The following is a 17,640-nucleotide window of genomic DNA, read 5'->3' on the forward strand; positions in this document are numbered from 1 at the left end:
CGACTGTCCGTCGCGGTCGCTCTCGTCTGCCATGCCCTGTCAATCGAAAAACAAAGGTAAAAATCTGATGGATACGGGGTTCGGACGCGGTGGCCGGCTCGGCCCGGTCACTCGATCCGGTACCGTTCGATGGCGTCCTCGTCGACGCTGATCCCCAGTCCGGGCTCCTGCGGCACCGCGAGGCGCCCACCGCTCGGGTCGAAGGGGGTCTCGAGGATGTCGTCGCGGAGGGGATTGGTGCTGCGGTCGAACTCGACCATCATCGGATCGGGGACGTTGCGGGTGTGAGGGTAGTCCGAGACGCTGGCGGCGAACTGGACCGCCGCGGCGAGGCCGACCGCGCTGTTCCAGATGTGCGGGCGGACCGCGACGTTCTCGGTCGAGGCGAGGTCGGCGATCCGCCGCGCCTCTGAGAGGCCGCCGCAGCGCGCGAGGTTCGGCTGGACCACGTCGACGAGGCGGTCGTCGATCAGCCGTTTGAACTCGAAACGGCCGTAGTGGGCTTCCCCTGCCGCCAGCGGCACGTCCGTCCGTTCGCGGAGTTCGCGGTAGCCCGAGAGGTTCTCCGGTGGGACGGGCTCCTCAATCCACGTGATGTCGTACTCGGCGATGGCCTTCGCGGTCTTGATGGCCTGGTCGGGCCGGTAGTTGCCGTTGATGTCGACCATGAGGCGGGCGTCGTCGCCGAGGATTTCCCGGGCCGTCCGCACCCGTTCGACGTCGGTCTCCGGATCCGCGCCGATCTTGATCTTGGCTGCCTCGAATCCCTCGTCGACCGCCTCGCGGATCGGCTCCTCGATAGGGCGGTCGCGCTCGGTGTAGTACATCGTCGAGGCGTAGGGCAGCAGTTCCTCGCGCTCGCGACCACCGAGCAGACGGTGGACCGGGCGGCCCACGGTCTTGCCGCGGATGTCCCAGCAGGCCACGTCGACGGCGCTGACGACGGCCTGGACGAAGACGCTCCCGCCGAAGTGGTACGGGTCGGTGTACGAGCGGGTCGCCAGCGACTCCGAGTCGAACGGGTCCATCCCGACGACCTCGTCGCGGAACAGCTCGTCGACGGTCGCCTCGACGATGGGTCCCGGCGCGAAGGCTTCGCCCCAGCCGACGGTGCCGTCGTCGGTCTCCAGCCGCAGGAGCGTCGTCGCCCGGTCGTGACCGAACCCCCGGGCGTCGCCGAGACCTTCGCCGTCTGGTAGCCTGTGCGAGAGTCCGTACACGTCGAGCTCGCGTATCTCCATGTCTCACTGCGATACCCGCCGGCGCATATAGCTTGTGCTGGGCGCCGGCCGGTGGGTAGCAGCGTCGCCCCGGCGCGGCGGCCGGAGTGTCGCTCGCGCCCGAGAGATCGGCAGACGGAACGCCAGTCAACGTTTAAGGTCGTGCTGGGCGAACGTCCGGACATGGACGGAGGGAGACTGCGAAGTAGCTTCGAGACCGTCGCGTTCACCACGCCGGTGCCATTCGATCCCGGGGGCGGAGACGTCGACCACGACGCGCTGGCCGAGAACCTCTCGGGCCTCTACGAGGCCGGCGCGCGGCTGTTCGTCCCGTGCGGAAACACGGGCGAATACTACGCCCTGACCGACGAGGAGCGCGTCGCGGTCGTCGAGACCCACGTCGAGGCCGTCGGGGACGAAGCGACCGTCGCGGCCGGCGCTGCCGGCAACGAACGGGAGGTCCTCGACCTCGCCGATCGGTACCGGGAAGCGGGCGCCGACGCCGTGATGGTGATGCACCCCGACCACACCTACGTTCACGAGCGCGGACTCCGCTCGTACTACGAGGCCATCTGCGACGGGACCGATCTCGGCGTCGTGGTCTACAAGCGCGGACCGGAGATCACCCGGGACGTGCTCGTGGACCTGACCGAACGCGACGAAGTGGTCGCGGTGAAGTTCGCAGTCCCCGACGTGCGCGAGTTCGCCCAGACGGCGGAGGACGCCGACGGCGCGGTGACGTGGGTCAACGGCATCGCCGAGCGGTACGCGATCCCGTTCGCCATCGAGGGGGCGACGGGGTACACGACAGGCGTCGGCAACTTCGTCCCGCGGGTGACCCTCGCGCTGTTCGAGGCCATCGAGAAGGGCCAGTGGGACCGCGCCCGCCGCATCCAGCGGGCGCTCCGGCCGCTCGAGGACCTCCGGGACGAACCCGGCGAGGACAGCACTGTTCCGAACGGCAACAACGTCCCGGTGGTCAAACGGGGCCTCGATCTGGCGGGATACGAGGGCGGCGCCCTGCGGCCCCCGCTCGCCGATCTCGGCCCGACGGACCGCGAGCGGCTCGAAGCCCACTACGAGCGCCTCGATTCCTGGACGCCCTCACGCGCGCCGGATCCACCGGATCGACCGAAGTAGACGATGGGTTTATAGGAGATGACGCGGATCTTCACACCATGCGTTTGTCAGACGGCCAGATACGGGAGCGTCTCAGAGGGGTGGCTGTCGGTCTCCTGACACCCTTCGACGACTCCCTGGAAATCGAATACGACAAACTCGCCGACAACGCGCAGGCGCTCTACGACGAAGGAATACGGACGTTTCTGGCGACTGCGAACATCAGCGAATATCACTCGCTCTCCCAGGACGAGCGGATCTCCATCGCGAAGGCAAGCGTCGAGGCGCTTCCCGACGACGCGTGCGTCCTCGGTGGCGTGGGCGGGAGCACCGCGGACGCGATCGAACTGATCGAAGCCTACGACGAACACGGCGTCGACGCGATGATGATCATGCCCCCGGACCACACCTACCTCCACGAGCAGGGGCTGCTCGATTACTACCGGGAGCTCGACGCCGCGAGCGACCGGCCGCTCGTCCCCTACGTCCGCGGGTTCGACCCGTCGGTCGACTACCTCGCCGGCCTGACGCGGGTCGACGGCGTCGTCGGCATCAAGTACGCGCTGGAAGACCCGGTGAAACTGGGCGCGGGCATCGCCGCGGGCACGGACGACGTGGTCTGGGTCGACGGCCTCGCCGAACCGTACGCCGTCTCGTTCTGGGCCGAGGGGGTCGAGGGCTTCTCCGCCGGCGTCAGCAACTTCCGCCCGGAAGTCGGACTCGCGCTCTTCGATGCGCTGCAGGAAGAGGACTGGGAGCGCGCCCGCGAACTGCGCAACATCTGTCTCCCCTACCAGGAGTTCCGCGACGAGACCGGGAAGGAAAACACCCTGGTCGGCGCGTCCAGCGTCGCCGCGGTCAAGGAAGGCCTGGAACTCTCCGGACTCCACGGGGGTGGCGGCTCGGTCCGCGAACCGATCCGACCGCTCACGCCCGACCAGCGCGACCGCGCGGCCGAACTGTACGACCAGCTCGACGACGACATCAACCGTCTCATCGAGTGACGTCGCCGACCACTCGCGTGCGTCACTGGCACTGAGGGGCGCGGTTCTCCTCGCCCTCCGCCTTCCGTACTCGAACTAGTTCTACAGAGAAATCGTTCCGCGTCCGGCCGTCAGCCGTCGCTCACTCGTCGTAGTGGAACTCGGTCCACGGGCCGTCGGTGAAGGGGTACTCCTCGACCACGTCGAGGTCGACGTCGACGCCAAGCCCCGGCCCTTCGGGGACAGAGAGGACGCCGTCCTCGACGTCGGGCTCGCCCTCGATGATGTCGAAGGCGAGATCGAAGGGGTACATGCCCCCGACCGACCCGATATCGAGCGCCGAGTCGTCCTCGAAGACGGGGTACTCCAGCAGTTCGACCTCCGGCGCGGCGGCGACGAGGTGGGCGTTCGCGGCGAGCCCGAGCCACGTGCCGAAGTTGTGGGGGACGAACTCCACGTCGCGGCCCCGGCAGAACTCGACGGCGTCGCGGCAGCCGGTAAACCCTTCGTGGTGGCGGACGTCGCCCTGCAGGAACGAGACGGCGCCCGTCTCGCCGAGTTCGACGAGGCCCTCCGCGGACTCCTCGCTCTCACCGCCGGCCAGCGGCGTCCCGGTCGCGGCGAGTTCGACGTAGCCCTCGTAGTCGTCCGGTTCGACGGGCTCCTCGACCCAGTAGGCGCCCTGCTCGCCGGCGTACTCGACGAGTTCTCGCACCGTCTCGCGGCCGTAGGCCTCGCCGAGTTTCCACCAGGTGTGGGTGTCGAGCATGAACTCCGTCTCCTCGAGCGCGTCGGCGAGCAACTCGACCGTCTGCCGATCACCGTCCGGGCCGATTCCCGGGCGGTACTTGTAGCCGAAGAATCCCAGATCTTCGATGACCTCCGCTTGCTCGGCGAAGCCCTCGGGGTCCATGTACATCCCGGCGCTCGCGTACAGCGGGAGGTCGAGCGTCGGATCGGAGTCGTACTCCTCGGCCAGCAGCTCGTAGATCGGGACGCCGTGTTCCTTGCCGCGGAGGTCGTACAGCGCCACGTCGATGGCCGAAATCGCCTCGATCACGTCGCCTTCGGGGACGTCTCCCGCCCGGATCAGGTCGTGGGCGTCGGTGATCGACTCGACGCCTTCGCCTTCGAGCGCGTCGGCCACCGGGCCTTCCATGATGTCCGCGAACGTTCCCTGCGACTCGCCCTCGAAGTACTCCGTCATCGCGGAACTGCTCGCGCCCGCGGTCGCGAACCCCTGCCTGCCGTCGCTCGTCTCGACGACGACCAGCACGACGTCGCGTTTCAGCAGCCGTCGCGTCCCGCCGTGGAACTGGCGGTCCTGCGGGGGGTCGATCGGGGAGGAGAGCGCGTAGCTCCGGATGGTCGCGATGTCCATGTGTGAACACTCGGCCCCCAGCGCTTAAATCATGTGAGAACGGCGGAACGGAAGTGTGTTCCCCTATCAGGAACGTGTCTGGCGAGAATCGGTCCCCAAGAATCCAGTACACCCGCCAAATCGGTGCGTAGAGAGCCATTTGATCGAGAATGGGTCCGGATACGGACGGAGGTCGTGGGAATATCCCTCACGCGTGGTGTTCCCCTCTGGGGGACGGTATCGACTCTCTTTTCGTGTCTATCCACCATCAAGCACGAGCTGCCCCCGACGCGACAGGACCGTCAACTGTTGCCGCTGATCGCGTATCGAGCGCAGTACGAGCATATCGCGACCGTTTCGTCGGATAGCTGTCTGGAAGCGGGGCGGTCCGTCTACCCCTGCGAGGGAACCTGTCCGTTCGCTGGTTGCGAATCAGGGAAATTACGGCTTCCCAGCGCTGTATTGGTCGATGTACGGCTTCGACCATCACGGTATATCATCCGGTTCTGGACTGAGCGCCCCCGTATTCGGGCTGGAGATTACAGGGATACAATCGTAATTGTTCGGGGCTGGGGAATCAGTCCCCCTCAGCGGGCGTGAGCGAGCGGGAACACGTGCCGGCAGTTGTGGACGGTGGCGATGCGATTCTGCGTGCCGATCGAACCTCGATCTGAATAGCAAGCGGAGACCACGAGTCCACCAGCCGCAAGCAAGTAGCGAATAGGGGTTTATGTCCCAGGTGGGTTCACCGGAGTATGTCCGACGAATCACAGACGATCGTACTCGCAATCATCGAAGCGGTGGCGGCAGCGGACCGGACCGACGCAGGGGATCTGCCTCCGCTGTCCGACGCGATCGACCCCGACGCGCTCAACACGCTGGTCGACCCCAGCGGCGACCAGCCGGCGCCGACACGGATCTCGTTCCCGTACGCCGGCCACGACGTGACGATCACCGCGGACGGCGATGTGGTTCTCGACAGCGACGCGCCGTGGGCGCCGACGTTCGGCAGCGCCACCGGTTCCCAGTTCCCCCGAACCGACGAACCCGTAGCGGAGTAACCGACGGGCGACGCGCGGGCGAGCACGACGGAAGGACTTATTCCGCTCGGCGGAGCAGACGGCGGTAATGACGCTCCGCGTCACCGTATGGAACGAGAACGTCCACGAACAGGAAGAGCCGGAGGTCGCCGAGCGGTACCCGGACGGCATCCACGGCGCCGTCGCGGACGCGCTCGCCGAGCGCGGCTTCGAGACGCGAACGGCGACGCTCCAGGAACCCGAGCACGGGCTCTCCGAGGACGTCCTCGCCGAGACAGACGTGCTCGTCTGGTGGTCCCACTGCGCCAACGACGAGGTCTCCGACGAGGTGGCCGAGCGCGTGGTCGACGCCGTCCACGAGGGGATGGGCTTCGTCCCGCTGCACTCCGGGAAGAACTCCAAGGCGTTCAAGCGGCTGATGGGCACAACCTGTAACATCAAGTACCGCCACGGCGGCGAGACCGAGCGAGTCTGGGTCGCCGACCCGGGTCACCCCATCGCCGACGGGCTCCCGGAGTCGTTCGAGATCCCGTCGACGGAGATGTACGGCGAACCGTACGACATCCCCGAACCCGACCGCACGGTCCTCATCTCGTGGTTCGAGGGCGGCGAGGTGTTCCGCTCGGGCGTCTGTTATCGCCGCGGCCGCGGGCGGATCTTCGCCTTCCGTCCCGGACACGAGGAGTACCCCATCCTCTATCAGGACGAGGTCCAGCAAGTCATCGCCAACGCCGTCGAGTGGGCCGCGCCGACCGAAGGCAGCGAGGCCGTCTGGGGCGAAGTCGAACCGGCGGAATCGGGGGAATAAATTCGAGCCACTCGGGCGTTCTTCGACGTGATCAGTCTGCCGCGATCCCGGACGCTTTAGCGGCAAGCATCTGGTAAGTAAGTGGCTTGCGATGTTTGCTAAAACGTAATATAAATACATACAGGATATATTTATTATCTGTCCAATTGTGCCCGAAATGTGGCACACATGGAACACCACAATCGGCGCACGTTTCTCCGGGCTGTGGGGCTCGGGACGACAGGGGCACTCGCAGCTAACTACGGATCGGGCGTCGTCGCGGGGGCGACGACGATCACGATCCAGGGTGCGGGGTACGACATCTGGAACGGCCGCGACGAGTTCCACTACTACTACACCGAACTCGAGGGGGACTTCGACGTGACCGTCCGGGTGGATGATCTCGAAGAGACCGACCCCTGGGCGCGGGCGGGGCTGATGGTCAGGCAGACGCTGAGCGACGACGCCGAGCACGCGATGATCCGGAAGACGCCGGGCAACGGCACGTCGCTGCAGTGGCGTTCGGACGACGGCAGCCAGGCCGAAAGTACTACCTCCGACGACGGCAGCAGCGAGGCGGAGGTCTCCGGGGGAACGATCGAAGCGACCTGGCAGCGCCTCGTTCGCTCCGGTGATACCATCGAGGCGTACGGCTCCCAGGACGGCGAGAACTGGACGCTCATCGCCGACATCTCGCCGGGAGAGGTCGACTTCGCCGGTAGCGCGTACGTCGGTCTCGCCGTCTGTAGTCACAGCGAGGGGACACTCACGACGGCGGAGTTCTCGAATCTCTCGGGACTCTCGCCGGACAGCAACGGAGACATCGGCGACGTTGACGTCGCCGGCAGTGTTTCGACGAGCACCGGCGGCGGAAGCGGTGGGAGCGATACGAACGTCGCCGTCTCGACGGGATCGGCGTCCGATGTCGGCAGCGCGTCGGCGACGCTCTCGGGTGCTCTCGACGAGCTCGGTGGAAGCGATTCGGCCGAGGTCGGCTTCGAGTACCGCGAGAGCGCCGCGAGTTCCTGGTCCGCGACAGCGACCCAGACGGTGTCGTCGTCGACGTCGTTCGACGCGGACCTCTCGGGGCTCTCGCCGGAGACGAGTTACGAGTTCCGTGGGGTGGCGACAGCGAGCGACGGCGATACGGATACAGGGTCCGTGAACACGTTCACGACGAACGTGGCACCCGAAACCGGAGAGATAACGGTCGAAGGGGCTGGCTACGACATCTGGAACGACCGCGACGAGTTCCACTACTACTACACCGAAGTCGACGGCGACTTCGACGTGCGCGTCCGGCTCGACGAATTCGAAGCCACCGACGGCTGGGCCAAGACGGGCCTGATGGTCAGGCAGACGCTGAACGACGACGCTGAACATGCGATCGTCAGGAAAACGCCGGACAACGCGACGTCGCTGCAATGGCGGTCGGACGACGGAGTTCAAGCCGAAAGCACAACGTCAGACGACGGGAGCAGTGAAGCAGCGGTGTCAGGCGGCACGATGGAGGCGACCTGGCAGCGCCTCGTGCGCTCAGGCGATACCATCGAGGCGTACGGCTCCACTGACGGTGAGAACTGGACGCTCATCGCGGACATCTCGCCCGGCGAGATCGACTTCGCCGGCAGCGCCTACGTCGGGCTCGCCGTCAGTAGCCACGACGAGGGCACGCTCGCGACCGCGGAGTTCTCGAACCTCTCGGGGCTTTCGCCCGATAGCAACGAAGACGTCGGCGACGTGGAAGTCGCCGGCAGCGTCTCGACAACCGAAGGCGGAAACGACGGTGACGAAGTCGAAGACACCGACCCGGTTGTCTCGACGGGATCGGCGTCGAACGTCGAAACCTCGTCGGCGACGCTCTCGGGCGCACTCGACGACCTCGGCCGCGCTTCCTCCGCGGACGTGTACTTCGAGTGGCGAGAGTCGGATGCGGACGCGTGGACGGCGACCGAGTCGCGGACGCTGTCGTCGCCGGACTCCTACAGCGAACCCGTCTCGGGGCTGTCAGCGGCGACCGATCACGAGTTCCGAGCGGCCGCGGACGCGAGCGACGGCGACGCGGCTGTCGGGTCGCTCAACACGTTCTCGACGACGAGTGACGACGGCGACGGCGTCGCCGGGGGGAGCGGTGCCTACTTTGCTCCGGACGACGGGTTCGCCAGCCCGGACTGGTTCGACGACGACGTCACTGTCCACCGAGTCACGGACCCCACCCGCAGCGCACTCGAAGACGCCGTGCAGGGCGGCGACCACCGACTCGTGGTCTTCGAGACCTCGGGGACGATCGACCTCGACGGCGACGGACTCGAAGTGACCGCCGACCAGTGCTGGATCGCCGGGCAGACCGCTCCCTCACCCGGGATCACGCTCACGCAGGGCCTGTTCCAGGTGAACGCGGACGACGTGGTCGTCCAGCACCTGCGTTCCCGCGTCGGCCCCGGAGACGGCGGCAACATTCAGGGCAACGATTCGTTCAACAACGCCGACGACACGCGGAACGTCATCTTCGACCACTGCACGGCCTCGTGGGGCGTCGACGAGTGTATGTCCGTCGGCTACGACACCGACCGGACGACGTTCTCGAACTGCCTCATCTACGAGGGGCTCCACGACCCCTACGGCGACGGCGCGGACCACAACTACAGCACACTCGTCGGTAACGGCGCCGACAACGTCGCCTTGCTGGGCAACGTCTGGGCGAAGACGCGGTCTCGCGTCCCTCGGCTGAAGTCCGAGACGCGCTCGGTCGTCGCGAACAACGTGATGTACTTCTTCAACGAGGCGACCAACATGGACGGCGATACCGAGTCGTCCATCGTCGGCAACGTCTACATCCCGCAGGACCTCGAGGATACCGTCATCGAGGGCGGGAACGCTTATCTCGAGGACAACGTCGTCGAACCGAACTCGACGCCGCTCACGGGCGGGACCTCGGAACTGTCCTCACGGCCGCTGTGGCCCAGCGGACTGTCCGCGATGGGTTCCAGCGAGGTCGAAAGCCACAACCTCGACTACGCCGGTGCGCGGCCCGCCGACCGTACCAGCAACGACTCGCGGATCATCTCGGAGATCCAGGGTCGCGAGGGTGACGCCTACACCGACTCGCCGTACGACTACTGGGTCGCCGACCACGAGGAGGTCGGCGGCTACCCACAGCTGCCGGAGAACACCCACTCGCTGACCATCCCGGATTTGGGGCTCCGCGAGTGGATCGACCAGTGGGCGCTGGCCGTCGAGGACCCGGGCGCGAGTCCGCCATAACTCGCTGATCCGGGAGCTTCGTTTTCCGGCGTCTGCGTAGCGGGCGTAGTCGCGTTCGCCCGCCTTCTTTCGCCAGACAGTCGCCTGAACGTCGGTAGCCGCTGGGCTGCTGCTCTTTGGATTTCGACCACAGATCATCCCGAGCCGTGATTGCGGACTGGGTGTCCATTATGATCCAGATCATAATATTTGTTGTTAATATATCTAGAAAATGTTTATCACACATCCATTCGCAATGTTCGTTGGTGGCATCAATGGCACACCATGACAGACGTACGTTTCTCCGGGCAGTCGGGCTCGGGGCTGCGGGGGCACTGGCATCGAACTACGCGACCGAAGGGGTCGCTGCGGCGACGACGATCACCGTCGAGGGAGCAGGGTACGACATCTGGAACGCTCGCGACGAGTTCCACTACTACTACACGGAGGTCGACGGCGACTTCGACGTGACCGTCCGGGTCGACAGTCTCGAAGATACCGACCCGTGGGCGCGCGCCGGCCTGATGGTCAGGCAGACACTGAACGACGACGCCGAACACGCGATGATCCGCAAGACACCCGGCAACCAGACCTCCTTCCAGTGGCGCTCGGACGACGGGGTAGAGGCCCAGAGCACCACCTCCGGCGGGACCGGCGAGGCCGAGACTTCGGGCGGCACGATGGAGGCGACCTGGCAGCGGCTCGTTCGCTCAGGTGACACGATCGAAGCGTACGGCTCGACGGACGGGAGCAACTGGACGCTCATCGCGGACATCTCCCCGGGGGAGATCGACTTCGCCGGTAGCGCGTACGTCGGACTGGCCGTCTGTAGCCACGCCGAAGGGACACTGTGTACGGCCGAGTTCTCGAACCTCTCGGGGCTCTCGCCGGACAGTAACGAGGACGTCGGCGACGTGGAGGTCGCCGGCAGCGTCTCGACGTCCGACGGCGGCGGAAGCGGTGACACTGACCCAGTGGTCTCGACGGGGTCGGCCGCCAGCGTCGACGCCTCGTCGGCGACGCTCTCGGGCGCTCTCGACGATCTGGGTGGCGCCGCTTCGGCGGACGCCTACTTCGAGTGGCGGGAGTCGGGCGCGAGTTCGTGGTCCGCGACCGGCGCGCAGACGCTGTCGTCCACGGGCTCCTACAGCGAAACCGTCTCGGGACTGTCGTCGGGCACCGACCACGAGTTCCGGGCGGCCGCGGACGCGAGCGACGGTGACACCGCCGTCGGGTCGGCCAACACGTTCTCGACGTCGAGCGACAGCGGCGGCGGTGGCACCGAGGGAGACGGTGCGTACTTCGACCTGAGCGACGGGTTCGCCAGCCCGGACTGGTTCGACGACAGCGTCACCGTCCACCGGGTCACCGAACCGACGCGGAGCGCGCTCGAAGACGCCGTCCAGGGCAGCGGACACCGGCTCGTGGTCTTCGAGACCTCGGGGACGATCGACCTGGGCGGCAGCGAACTCGAAGTGACCGCCGACCAGTGCTGGATCGCGGGACAGACGGCGCCGTCGCCGGGGATCACCCTCACGCAGGGGCTGTTCCAGGTCAACGCCGACGACTGCGTGGTCCAGCACCTCCGGTCGCGCGTCGGCCCGGGTGACGGCGGCAACATTCAGGGCAACGACTCGTTCAACAGCGCCGACGGCACGTCGAACAACATCTTCGATCACTGCACGGCCTCGTGGGGCGTCGACGAGTGCATGTCCGTCGGCTACGACACGACCGATACGACCCTCTCGAACTGCCTGATCTACGAGGGGCTCTACGACCCGTACGGCGACGGCTCGGACCACAACTACGCATCGCTGATCGGCGACGGCGCCGACAACGTCGCGCTGCTCGGCAACGTCTGGGGGAAGACGCGTGCCCGGGTCCCCCGGCTGAAGTCCGAGACGCGCTCGGTCGTCGCGAACAACGTGATGTACTTCTTCAACGAGGCGACCAACATGGACGGCGACACGGAGTCGTCCATCGTCGGCAACGTCTACATCCCGCAGGACCTGGGGGACACCGCCATCGAGGGTGGGAACGCCTACCTCGAAGACAACGTGACCGATCCCAGTTCAACGCCGCTCACCGGCGGGACCTCGGAGCTGTCCTCCCGGCCGCTGTGGCCCAGCGGGTTCTCGGCGATGTCGTCGGGCGACGTCGAGAGCCACAACCTCAACTACGCCGGCGCGCGGCCGGCCGACCGCACCAGCAACGACTCGCGCATCGTCTCTGAGATCCAGAACCGCGAAGGCGACGCCTACACCGATTCGCCGTACGACTACTGGATCGCCGATCACAACGAGGTCGGCGGCTACCCGCAGCTCCCGGAGAACACCCACTCGCTGGACGTACCCAGCAGCGGTCTGCGCCAGTGGGTCGAACAGTGGGCGCTGTCCGTGGAGGACCCGAACGCGAGTCCCCCCTGACCTCGCTCGGCACGACGAACGCGTCGAATCGACCGCCGCTCGGCGCGATCGCCGAGCGACGAACTGATCCTGTCTGTTCCGTCCCCCTTTTGGCGCGGTCCGTCGCGCTCACGTCCCAGTCGACGTCGGGGCCGAGACCGGGCCGACGTGTAACCGGACCAGCCCGCCACGACCCAAATGTTCATCACGGCGTGGGACGGTGGGTGGAGTATGTTCGAGCTAGCGGCGCGTCGCTCGGTCGCGCAACCGCCCGAGTGGGCCGCGCGCCAGCGAGCGCTGTTCGACCTGTTCGAAACCGCGGTCGAGGAGTTCGTCGCCGACTACCTCGGCGACGACGGCGAACCGCTCTGGCCGCCGGCCGACCACGTCGGCGTCGACGGCTACGACGACATCATCGAGGGGTTCTACAACTGGCCGCTCGTCTACGCGATGGGCGGCGACGAGTCCCTGCTGGAGCACGCCCAGGACGCCTACGAAGGCGCCCTCGAGCGCTTCGAACGAACGGACACTCCTCACGGCCACCCGATGGTCGTCGGGGAGTTCGAGCAGTGCCGCGACTGGTTCCACCTCGGCGAGGGGAACCTCTACACCTACAACATGGGCCTGGCCGCGCCCGACGACGACGTCGTCCGCGAGCGTGCCGCGAAGTTCGCCGACATGTATCTCGGGGACAGCGACCTGAACAACTACGACCCCGAGAAGCGGCTCGTCCGCGCACCGATGAACGGCAGCGCCGGCCCGGAGTACAGCGATCTGTCGGCCTTCGGCGCCCAGTCGACGTTCGGCGGCTACGGCGCCGACTACCGCTGGGCCAGCCACGGCCTCCCGTGGCGGGACCTGGAGTTCGACAACGCGACGGAACTGCTCGACCCCGACAACGAGGAGCGCCTCTACGAGATCTACGACGAGCGCTGCTCGAAGGGGGATATTCCGCTCAACCTCGCCATCTCCAGCCTGATGACCAACGCGTACCTCCACACCGGCGACGAGGACTACCGGGAGTGGGTCACGGAGTACCTCGACGCCTGGCGCGACCGGGTGGGGCGCAACGACGGGGTCATCCCCGACAACGTCGGGTTCTCCGACGAGATCGGCGAGTACACCGACGGGAAGTGGTGGGGCGGCATGTACGGCTGGTCGTGGGGCGGCTGGCATTACGTCGGCGTCGGGACGACCACCGCTGCCGAGAACGCGACGCTCCTGACGGGCGACCGCGACCACCTCGATTTCCACCGCCAGCAACTCGACACCCTGATCGACGAGGGGATCGAGCAGGGCGACACCCTCTACATCCCGCACAAGTACGGCGGCGAGGGCGACTACCACTACAACGGCTCGGGCCTCCGCGAGGACGACGGCGAGATCACGTGGCGCGACGGCTGGTACGAGTTCAAGCCCCACCGCGACGACCCCTACCTGTTCCACCTGTGGTACATGTCGCTGGACGACGCCGACCGCGAGCGCGTCGAACAGCTCCGCGACTGGGGCTCCCGGGAGTGGAAGCAGGTCGACATGCGCCCCTCCTCGAAGCACGGGGCCGGCAACGAATGGCCGTGGCTCGCCTACCTCGAAGGCGAGTTCCCCGAGTTCCCCGAGCGCGTTCTGGAGGCCAACCGGACGCACACGCAGGAACTGCTCGACGGGATGGCCGAGGAGGGTCGCGAACCCGACACCCTGAACGAGGACTACCTCCGCGACCGCAACCCCGTCTTCCACCGCGGGCTGCTCAACCTCACGATGGGCGCGCCTCAGCCGGTCTACTACGGCGGGATGGTGATGGCGCAGGTCCGCCACTTCGACCCCCAGCGCGAACGGCCGGGGCTACCGGAGGGCGTCAGCGCGCTCGTCGAGTCCATCGACAGCGAGGGGATCGACCTGACGCTGGTCAACAGCGGCAGTCGCGAGCGCGACGTGATCGTGCAGGCGGGCGCCTACGGCGAGCACGCGTTCACCGACGTCGAGACCGACGGCACCCGCGAAGCCGGGACAGATGGTGACCGCGGATCGGAAGCGGCGAACGAGGACGCACTCCGCGTGTCGCTGCTGAGCGGCACCCGGGTCTCGATATCGGCCGGGATGGACCGGTTCGTCGACGATCCGAGCTACGCGCTGCCCTGGGACTGAGAAGAGAGAAGCGGATCCGAAGTTCGGCTCAGGCGAACTTCGTGTTGAGTTCGATGACGTTGGCCGCGCGCTGGACCTGATCGGAGAGTTCGTCGTGGATGCGGTCGACGGTGAACCGGCTGGACGGGCCGGTGATGCTCACCGCGCCGAGGACCGTCTCCTCGTTTTTGACCGGCGCCGCGACGCAGCGCAGGCCCTCGAAGTTCTCCTCGTCGTCGATGCCGTAGCCGCGCTCGCGGATGGCCTCCAGATCCTCGTAGAGTTCCTCGGCACTCGTGATCGTCATCGGCGTCAGCGCCTCGTACTCCTGAGCGTGAACGATCTCTTCGGTTCGATCCTCGGGGAGGTACGCGAGGATGGTCTTGCCGAGCGACGTGGAGTACATCGGCTGCTGTGTGCCGACACGGGAGGCCGTCTCGACGCCGCGCTCACCCGTGGTCTTGTAGAGGTACGACACCTTTCCGTGTTCCTCGATACCGAACTGGGCGATCTCGCCGGTCTCCTCGGCCAGCGTGTCGACTTCGCTCTTGATGACGTCGTAGTTGCCGACCTGGTCGCGGACGTGCGTCGCCATGTCGAGGATACGGAGGCTCAGGCGGTAGCCGTCGCCCTCGCGGACGAGGATCTCCCGGTCTTCGAGGGTCCGCAGATGGCTGTGGATCGTGCTCTTCGAGTGGTCTAGCTCCTCCGCGAGGTCCGTCACCCCTGCACCGCCTTTCTCCTGGAGGACGTCGATGATGTTGAACGCTATCTCCACCGAACGGATGGTGCGTCCCCGGTCGTTCTGCGCCGCATTTGTCATACTATCCCATAGGAACCACGAGTGACTTAAACCGTTCGCCTCTGGGGAACCGTGTTAGCGGTCCGCGAGCAGCGGGGACAGTTCCTCCGCGAGGTTCTCCGCCATCGTCGTCATCGCGCCGTCTCCGGGGTGGACGAGATCGGTCGTGAGCCCCTCGATGGTGGGGAGCAGTTCGGGCCCTTCGAGGAGGTGGACGTTGTCGTGGGGCGATTCGGCGACGACTTCGCGGAGTTCCTCGCGGAACCGCTCGCACTCGCCGTCCTCGTCGGCCCCCTCGACCACGTCGTAGGAACTCCGGAAGATGGTGATGCAGGCGACGGGCTTGTCCGGGTTCGCGCTCGCGACCGTGTCGACGAAGTGCTCGGCGCGCTCGCGGAAGGTCTCGACGGAGAACGTGCCGACCATGTTGATCGACAGCGAGAGAGTAGCGACGTCCCAGTCGTCGCGATCCGCGATGTGGTCGGCCATCGCCTCGTCGCAGTAGGCGGTGCCACAGGAGCCGAGGTTGATCAGGTCGGCGTCGAGGCGGCCGGCAGTCTGGCTCACGTAGGTCAGGTGTTCGCCCAGCGGCGCCTCGCCCTCGGTGATGGAGGTACCGTAGGCGAGATACCGTCGGTCCGGGAGTTCGTCGTCCTCCGGCGGGCGGTACTCGCCGTCGGCGCCGTGGTACAGCGTGTAGCCGCCGCGGTGTTCGCCGGGGAGACAGACCCGACACACGCGCGGGTCGAACGCCAGATCCTCGACGGCCTCGTCCTTCAGTTGCGTCACCTTCTCCGGCGTGGACACTTCGAGGGTCGTCGGTTCCGGCCCAATCTCCACTTCCGTGTAGCCCTGGATCGGTCCCCAGAACACGCGGACGGTCCCGGTGTCGGCGCTGCCGCCGGGTTCGATAGAGAGCGTCACCTCGACCGTCTCACCCGCTTCGAGGACGAACCGCAGTTCGACGCCTGCCGGGTGGCGCATCCGCGACTGGGCGCCTTCGTTGAGACCGGTCCTGATCGGTTCCGGGACTCGCTGGATGAGCCGTCCGTCGCCGCCCTCGACCGGGCGGAGTTCACCCACGTTGTGGAACTGCATGCCGTCGACGTGCATGGTTCCACACCGGAGGCCTCCGGCTTTAAAGTACGGACTGCGGTGGGACCGTCCGCGAAGCCGCCGCTCCGATCGCGACCGACGAACCGAGGGCGTGCCAGCGAGATCACGATGGCTCCGCCGACGGAGAGCGGGTTTTATCTCGCCCGCCGTCCCACCGGGAAACGACATGGGAGAACCGCAGTTCGATCCGGACGCGTGGACGGCGCGGCTCTTCCGCGACCACGGCCGTCGCCACGCCTACGAGGGGGAGACCGGCGACGCTCTCCGTGCCTGGCAGACCGCGTTTCGGGACGAACTCCGGGCAGTGCTCGGCCACGATGTCATCGCCGAGGCCGACGTCCCGTCGTTAGCTCCGGAGCGTACCGGCGTCGAGTCCCTCGACGGGTACGAACGCCAGCGGTGGACGCTGCAGACCGAGACGGGCCTGCGACTCCCGTTCTATCTCCTCGTTCCCGACGACGCCGAGCCGCCGTATCCGACCGTCCTCGTCGCCCACGGTCACGGCGACGCCGGGAAGGAACTCGTCGTGGGCCACGCCGAGACCGACGACCAGCGACGCCAGATCGCCGAGGAGAAACGCGACATCGCGGTGCAGGCCGTCGAACGCGGCTACGCGGCACTCGCCCCGGACATGCGTGGGATGGGTGAACTCTCGAACCCGGCCGACGAAGAGCAGGGCTACCGAAGTTGCCACACTCTACAGTTGCACGCGCAACTGTTCGGCCGGTCGCTCGTCGGCGACCGCGTCTGGGACGTGACCCGACTGATCGACTTCGTCGAGAAACGCCCGGAGCTGAACGACGGCCGAGTCGCGCTCACCGGTCACTCGACCGGCGGCACCGTCGCGCTGTTCGCGGCAGCACTCGACGAGCGTATCGACGTTGTCGCGCCGTCGTCGTCGTTCTGCTCGTTCGAGGACGCCATCGCGTCGGTCGACCACTGCGAGTGTACCTATGTCCCCGGGATACTCCGACTCGGCGAACTGTGGGACGTCGCCGGCCTCATCGCCCCGCGACCGTTCGTCGCGGTCGCCGGAACGGAGGACGACCGCTTTCCGATCGAGGGCGTCTTCGAAGCGTTCGACCGGCTCTCGGGGATCTACGAGGCCGCGGGCGCGCTGGATCGGTGTGAGCTCGTCGTCGGCCCCGACGGCCACCGTTACTACGCCGACGGCGTCTGGCCGTTCGTCGCCCAGCACCTCTGAACGCGCGGTTGGACCGGCGCGGCGGCCTCTCGTAAGAAGTATGTAGGGTCCAGTCGCACGTCCTATCGAACCATGAAGTTCGGTATTTTTCCGATAGAGGGCGGTGACACCTGGGAGGGTGTCGTCGAGCAGTGTCAGGTCGCCGAGGACGTCGGGTTCGAGACCTGCTGGGTCAACGACCACCAGGCCACCGAGGGCGACAATTACTGGCCGTCGCCGCTGACACGGCTGACGAGC

The 17,640-nt window shown here is 66.8% G+C and carries 12 protein-coding genes and 1 pseudogene; 9 read left to right on the top strand and 4 right to left on the bottom strand.

Translation table 11 applies throughout. From position 1 onward, the window contains the following. Nucleotides 1-107 precede the first annotated feature (107 nt). The gene (locus AB2U09_RS04405) at nucleotides 108-1,241 is read right to left on the bottom strand and encodes a mandelate racemase/muconate lactonizing enzyme family protein (protein WP_459191475.1); all 1,134 of its coding nucleotides are present in this window, start codon (nucleotides 1,239-1,241) and stop codon (nucleotides 108-110) included. Nucleotides 1,242-1,403: 162 nt separating this feature from the next. Between AB2U09_RS04405 and AB2U09_RS04410 the strand changes: the two genes are divergently transcribed. Beyond that, complete coding sequence (locus AB2U09_RS04410) at nucleotides 1,404-2,360, top strand: dihydrodipicolinate synthase family protein (protein WP_459191476.1); 957 nt, start codon at nucleotides 1,404-1,406, stop codon at nucleotides 2,358-2,360. Nucleotides 2,361-2,398: 38 nt separating this feature from the next. Beyond that, the gene (locus tag AB2U09_RS04415; RefSeq protein ID WP_459191477.1) at nucleotides 2,399-3,343 is read left to right on the top strand and encodes a dihydrodipicolinate synthase family protein; all 945 of its coding nucleotides are present in this window, start codon (nucleotides 2,399-2,401) and stop codon (nucleotides 3,341-3,343) included. A gap of 121 nt (nucleotides 3,344-3,464) precedes the next feature. Here the strand turns inward: AB2U09_RS04415 and AB2U09_RS04420 are convergent, their stop codons facing one another. Next, nucleotides 3,465-4,703, bottom strand: coding sequence for a mandelate racemase/muconate lactonizing enzyme family protein (locus AB2U09_RS04420; protein ID WP_459191478.1), 1,239 nt, complete (start codon nucleotides 4,701-4,703; stop codon nucleotides 3,465-3,467). A 734-nt stretch (nucleotides 4,704-5,437) separates the two neighbouring features. Between AB2U09_RS04420 and AB2U09_RS04425 the strand changes: the two genes are divergently transcribed. From AB2U09_RS04425 to AB2U09_RS04445, 5 genes are all read left to right on the top strand, one after another. Then, nucleotides 5,438-5,743, top strand: coding sequence for a HalOD1 output domain-containing protein (locus AB2U09_RS04425; RefSeq protein ID WP_459191479.1), 306 nt, complete (start codon nucleotides 5,438-5,440; stop codon nucleotides 5,741-5,743). Between the two features lie 67 nt (nucleotides 5,744-5,810). Beyond that, nucleotides 5,811-6,530, top strand: a complete 720-nt coding sequence (locus AB2U09_RS04430) for a ThuA domain-containing protein (RefSeq protein ID WP_459191480.1) — start codon at nucleotides 5,811-5,813, stop codon at nucleotides 6,528-6,530. Between the two features lie 168 nt (nucleotides 6,531-6,698). Then, nucleotides 6,699-9,773: a hypothetical protein gene (locus tag AB2U09_RS04435; protein ID WP_459191481.1), complete on the top strand. Its 3,075-nt coding sequence runs from the start codon at nucleotides 6,699-6,701 to the stop codon at nucleotides 9,771-9,773. A 254-nt stretch (nucleotides 9,774-10,027) separates the two neighbouring features. Then, nucleotides 10,028-12,178: a hypothetical protein gene (locus AB2U09_RS04440; RefSeq protein WP_459191489.1), complete on the top strand. Its 2,151-nt coding sequence runs from the start codon at nucleotides 10,028-10,030 to the stop codon at nucleotides 12,176-12,178. A gap of 210 nt (nucleotides 12,179-12,388) precedes the next feature. Further along, nucleotides 12,389-14,302, top strand: a complete 1,914-nt coding sequence (locus AB2U09_RS04445; protein WP_459191482.1) for a DUF8034 domain-containing protein — start codon at nucleotides 12,389-12,391, stop codon at nucleotides 14,300-14,302. 28 nt (nucleotides 14,303-14,330) lie between these two features. On the opposite strand, the gene AB2U09_RS04450 is transcribed toward AB2U09_RS04445, so the two are convergent. Both AB2U09_RS04450 and AB2U09_RS04455 read right to left on the bottom strand, forming a co-directional pair. Then, the gene (locus AB2U09_RS04450) at nucleotides 14,331-15,104 is read right to left on the bottom strand and encodes an IclR family transcriptional regulator (RefSeq protein WP_459191483.1); all 774 of its coding nucleotides are present in this window, start codon (nucleotides 15,102-15,104) and stop codon (nucleotides 14,331-14,333) included. A 54-nt stretch (nucleotides 15,105-15,158) separates the two neighbouring features. Next, entirely contained in the window at nucleotides 15,159-16,196 is a 1,038-nt protein-coding gene (locus tag AB2U09_RS04455) for an SGNH/GDSL hydrolase family protein (RefSeq protein ID WP_459191484.1), read from the bottom strand. Between the two features lie 169 nt (nucleotides 16,197-16,365). On the opposite strand from AB2U09_RS04455, the gene AB2U09_RS04460 reads away from it, so the two are divergent. Both AB2U09_RS04460 and AB2U09_RS04465 read left to right on the top strand, forming a co-directional pair. Beyond that, nucleotides 16,366-17,403 carry an alpha/beta hydrolase family protein gene (locus tag AB2U09_RS04460; RefSeq protein ID WP_459191485.1) on the top strand — a complete coding sequence of 346 codons (1,038 nt, stop codon included), beginning with the start codon at nucleotides 16,366-16,368 and terminating at the stop codon, nucleotides 17,401-17,403. A gap of 72 nt (nucleotides 17,404-17,475) precedes the next feature. Then, nucleotides 17,476-17,640, top strand: a pseudogene (locus AB2U09_RS04465) (LLM class flavin-dependent oxidoreductase); the annotation flags it as partial.

It is taken from the genome of Halosimplex yunnanense, assembly GCF_054504345.1.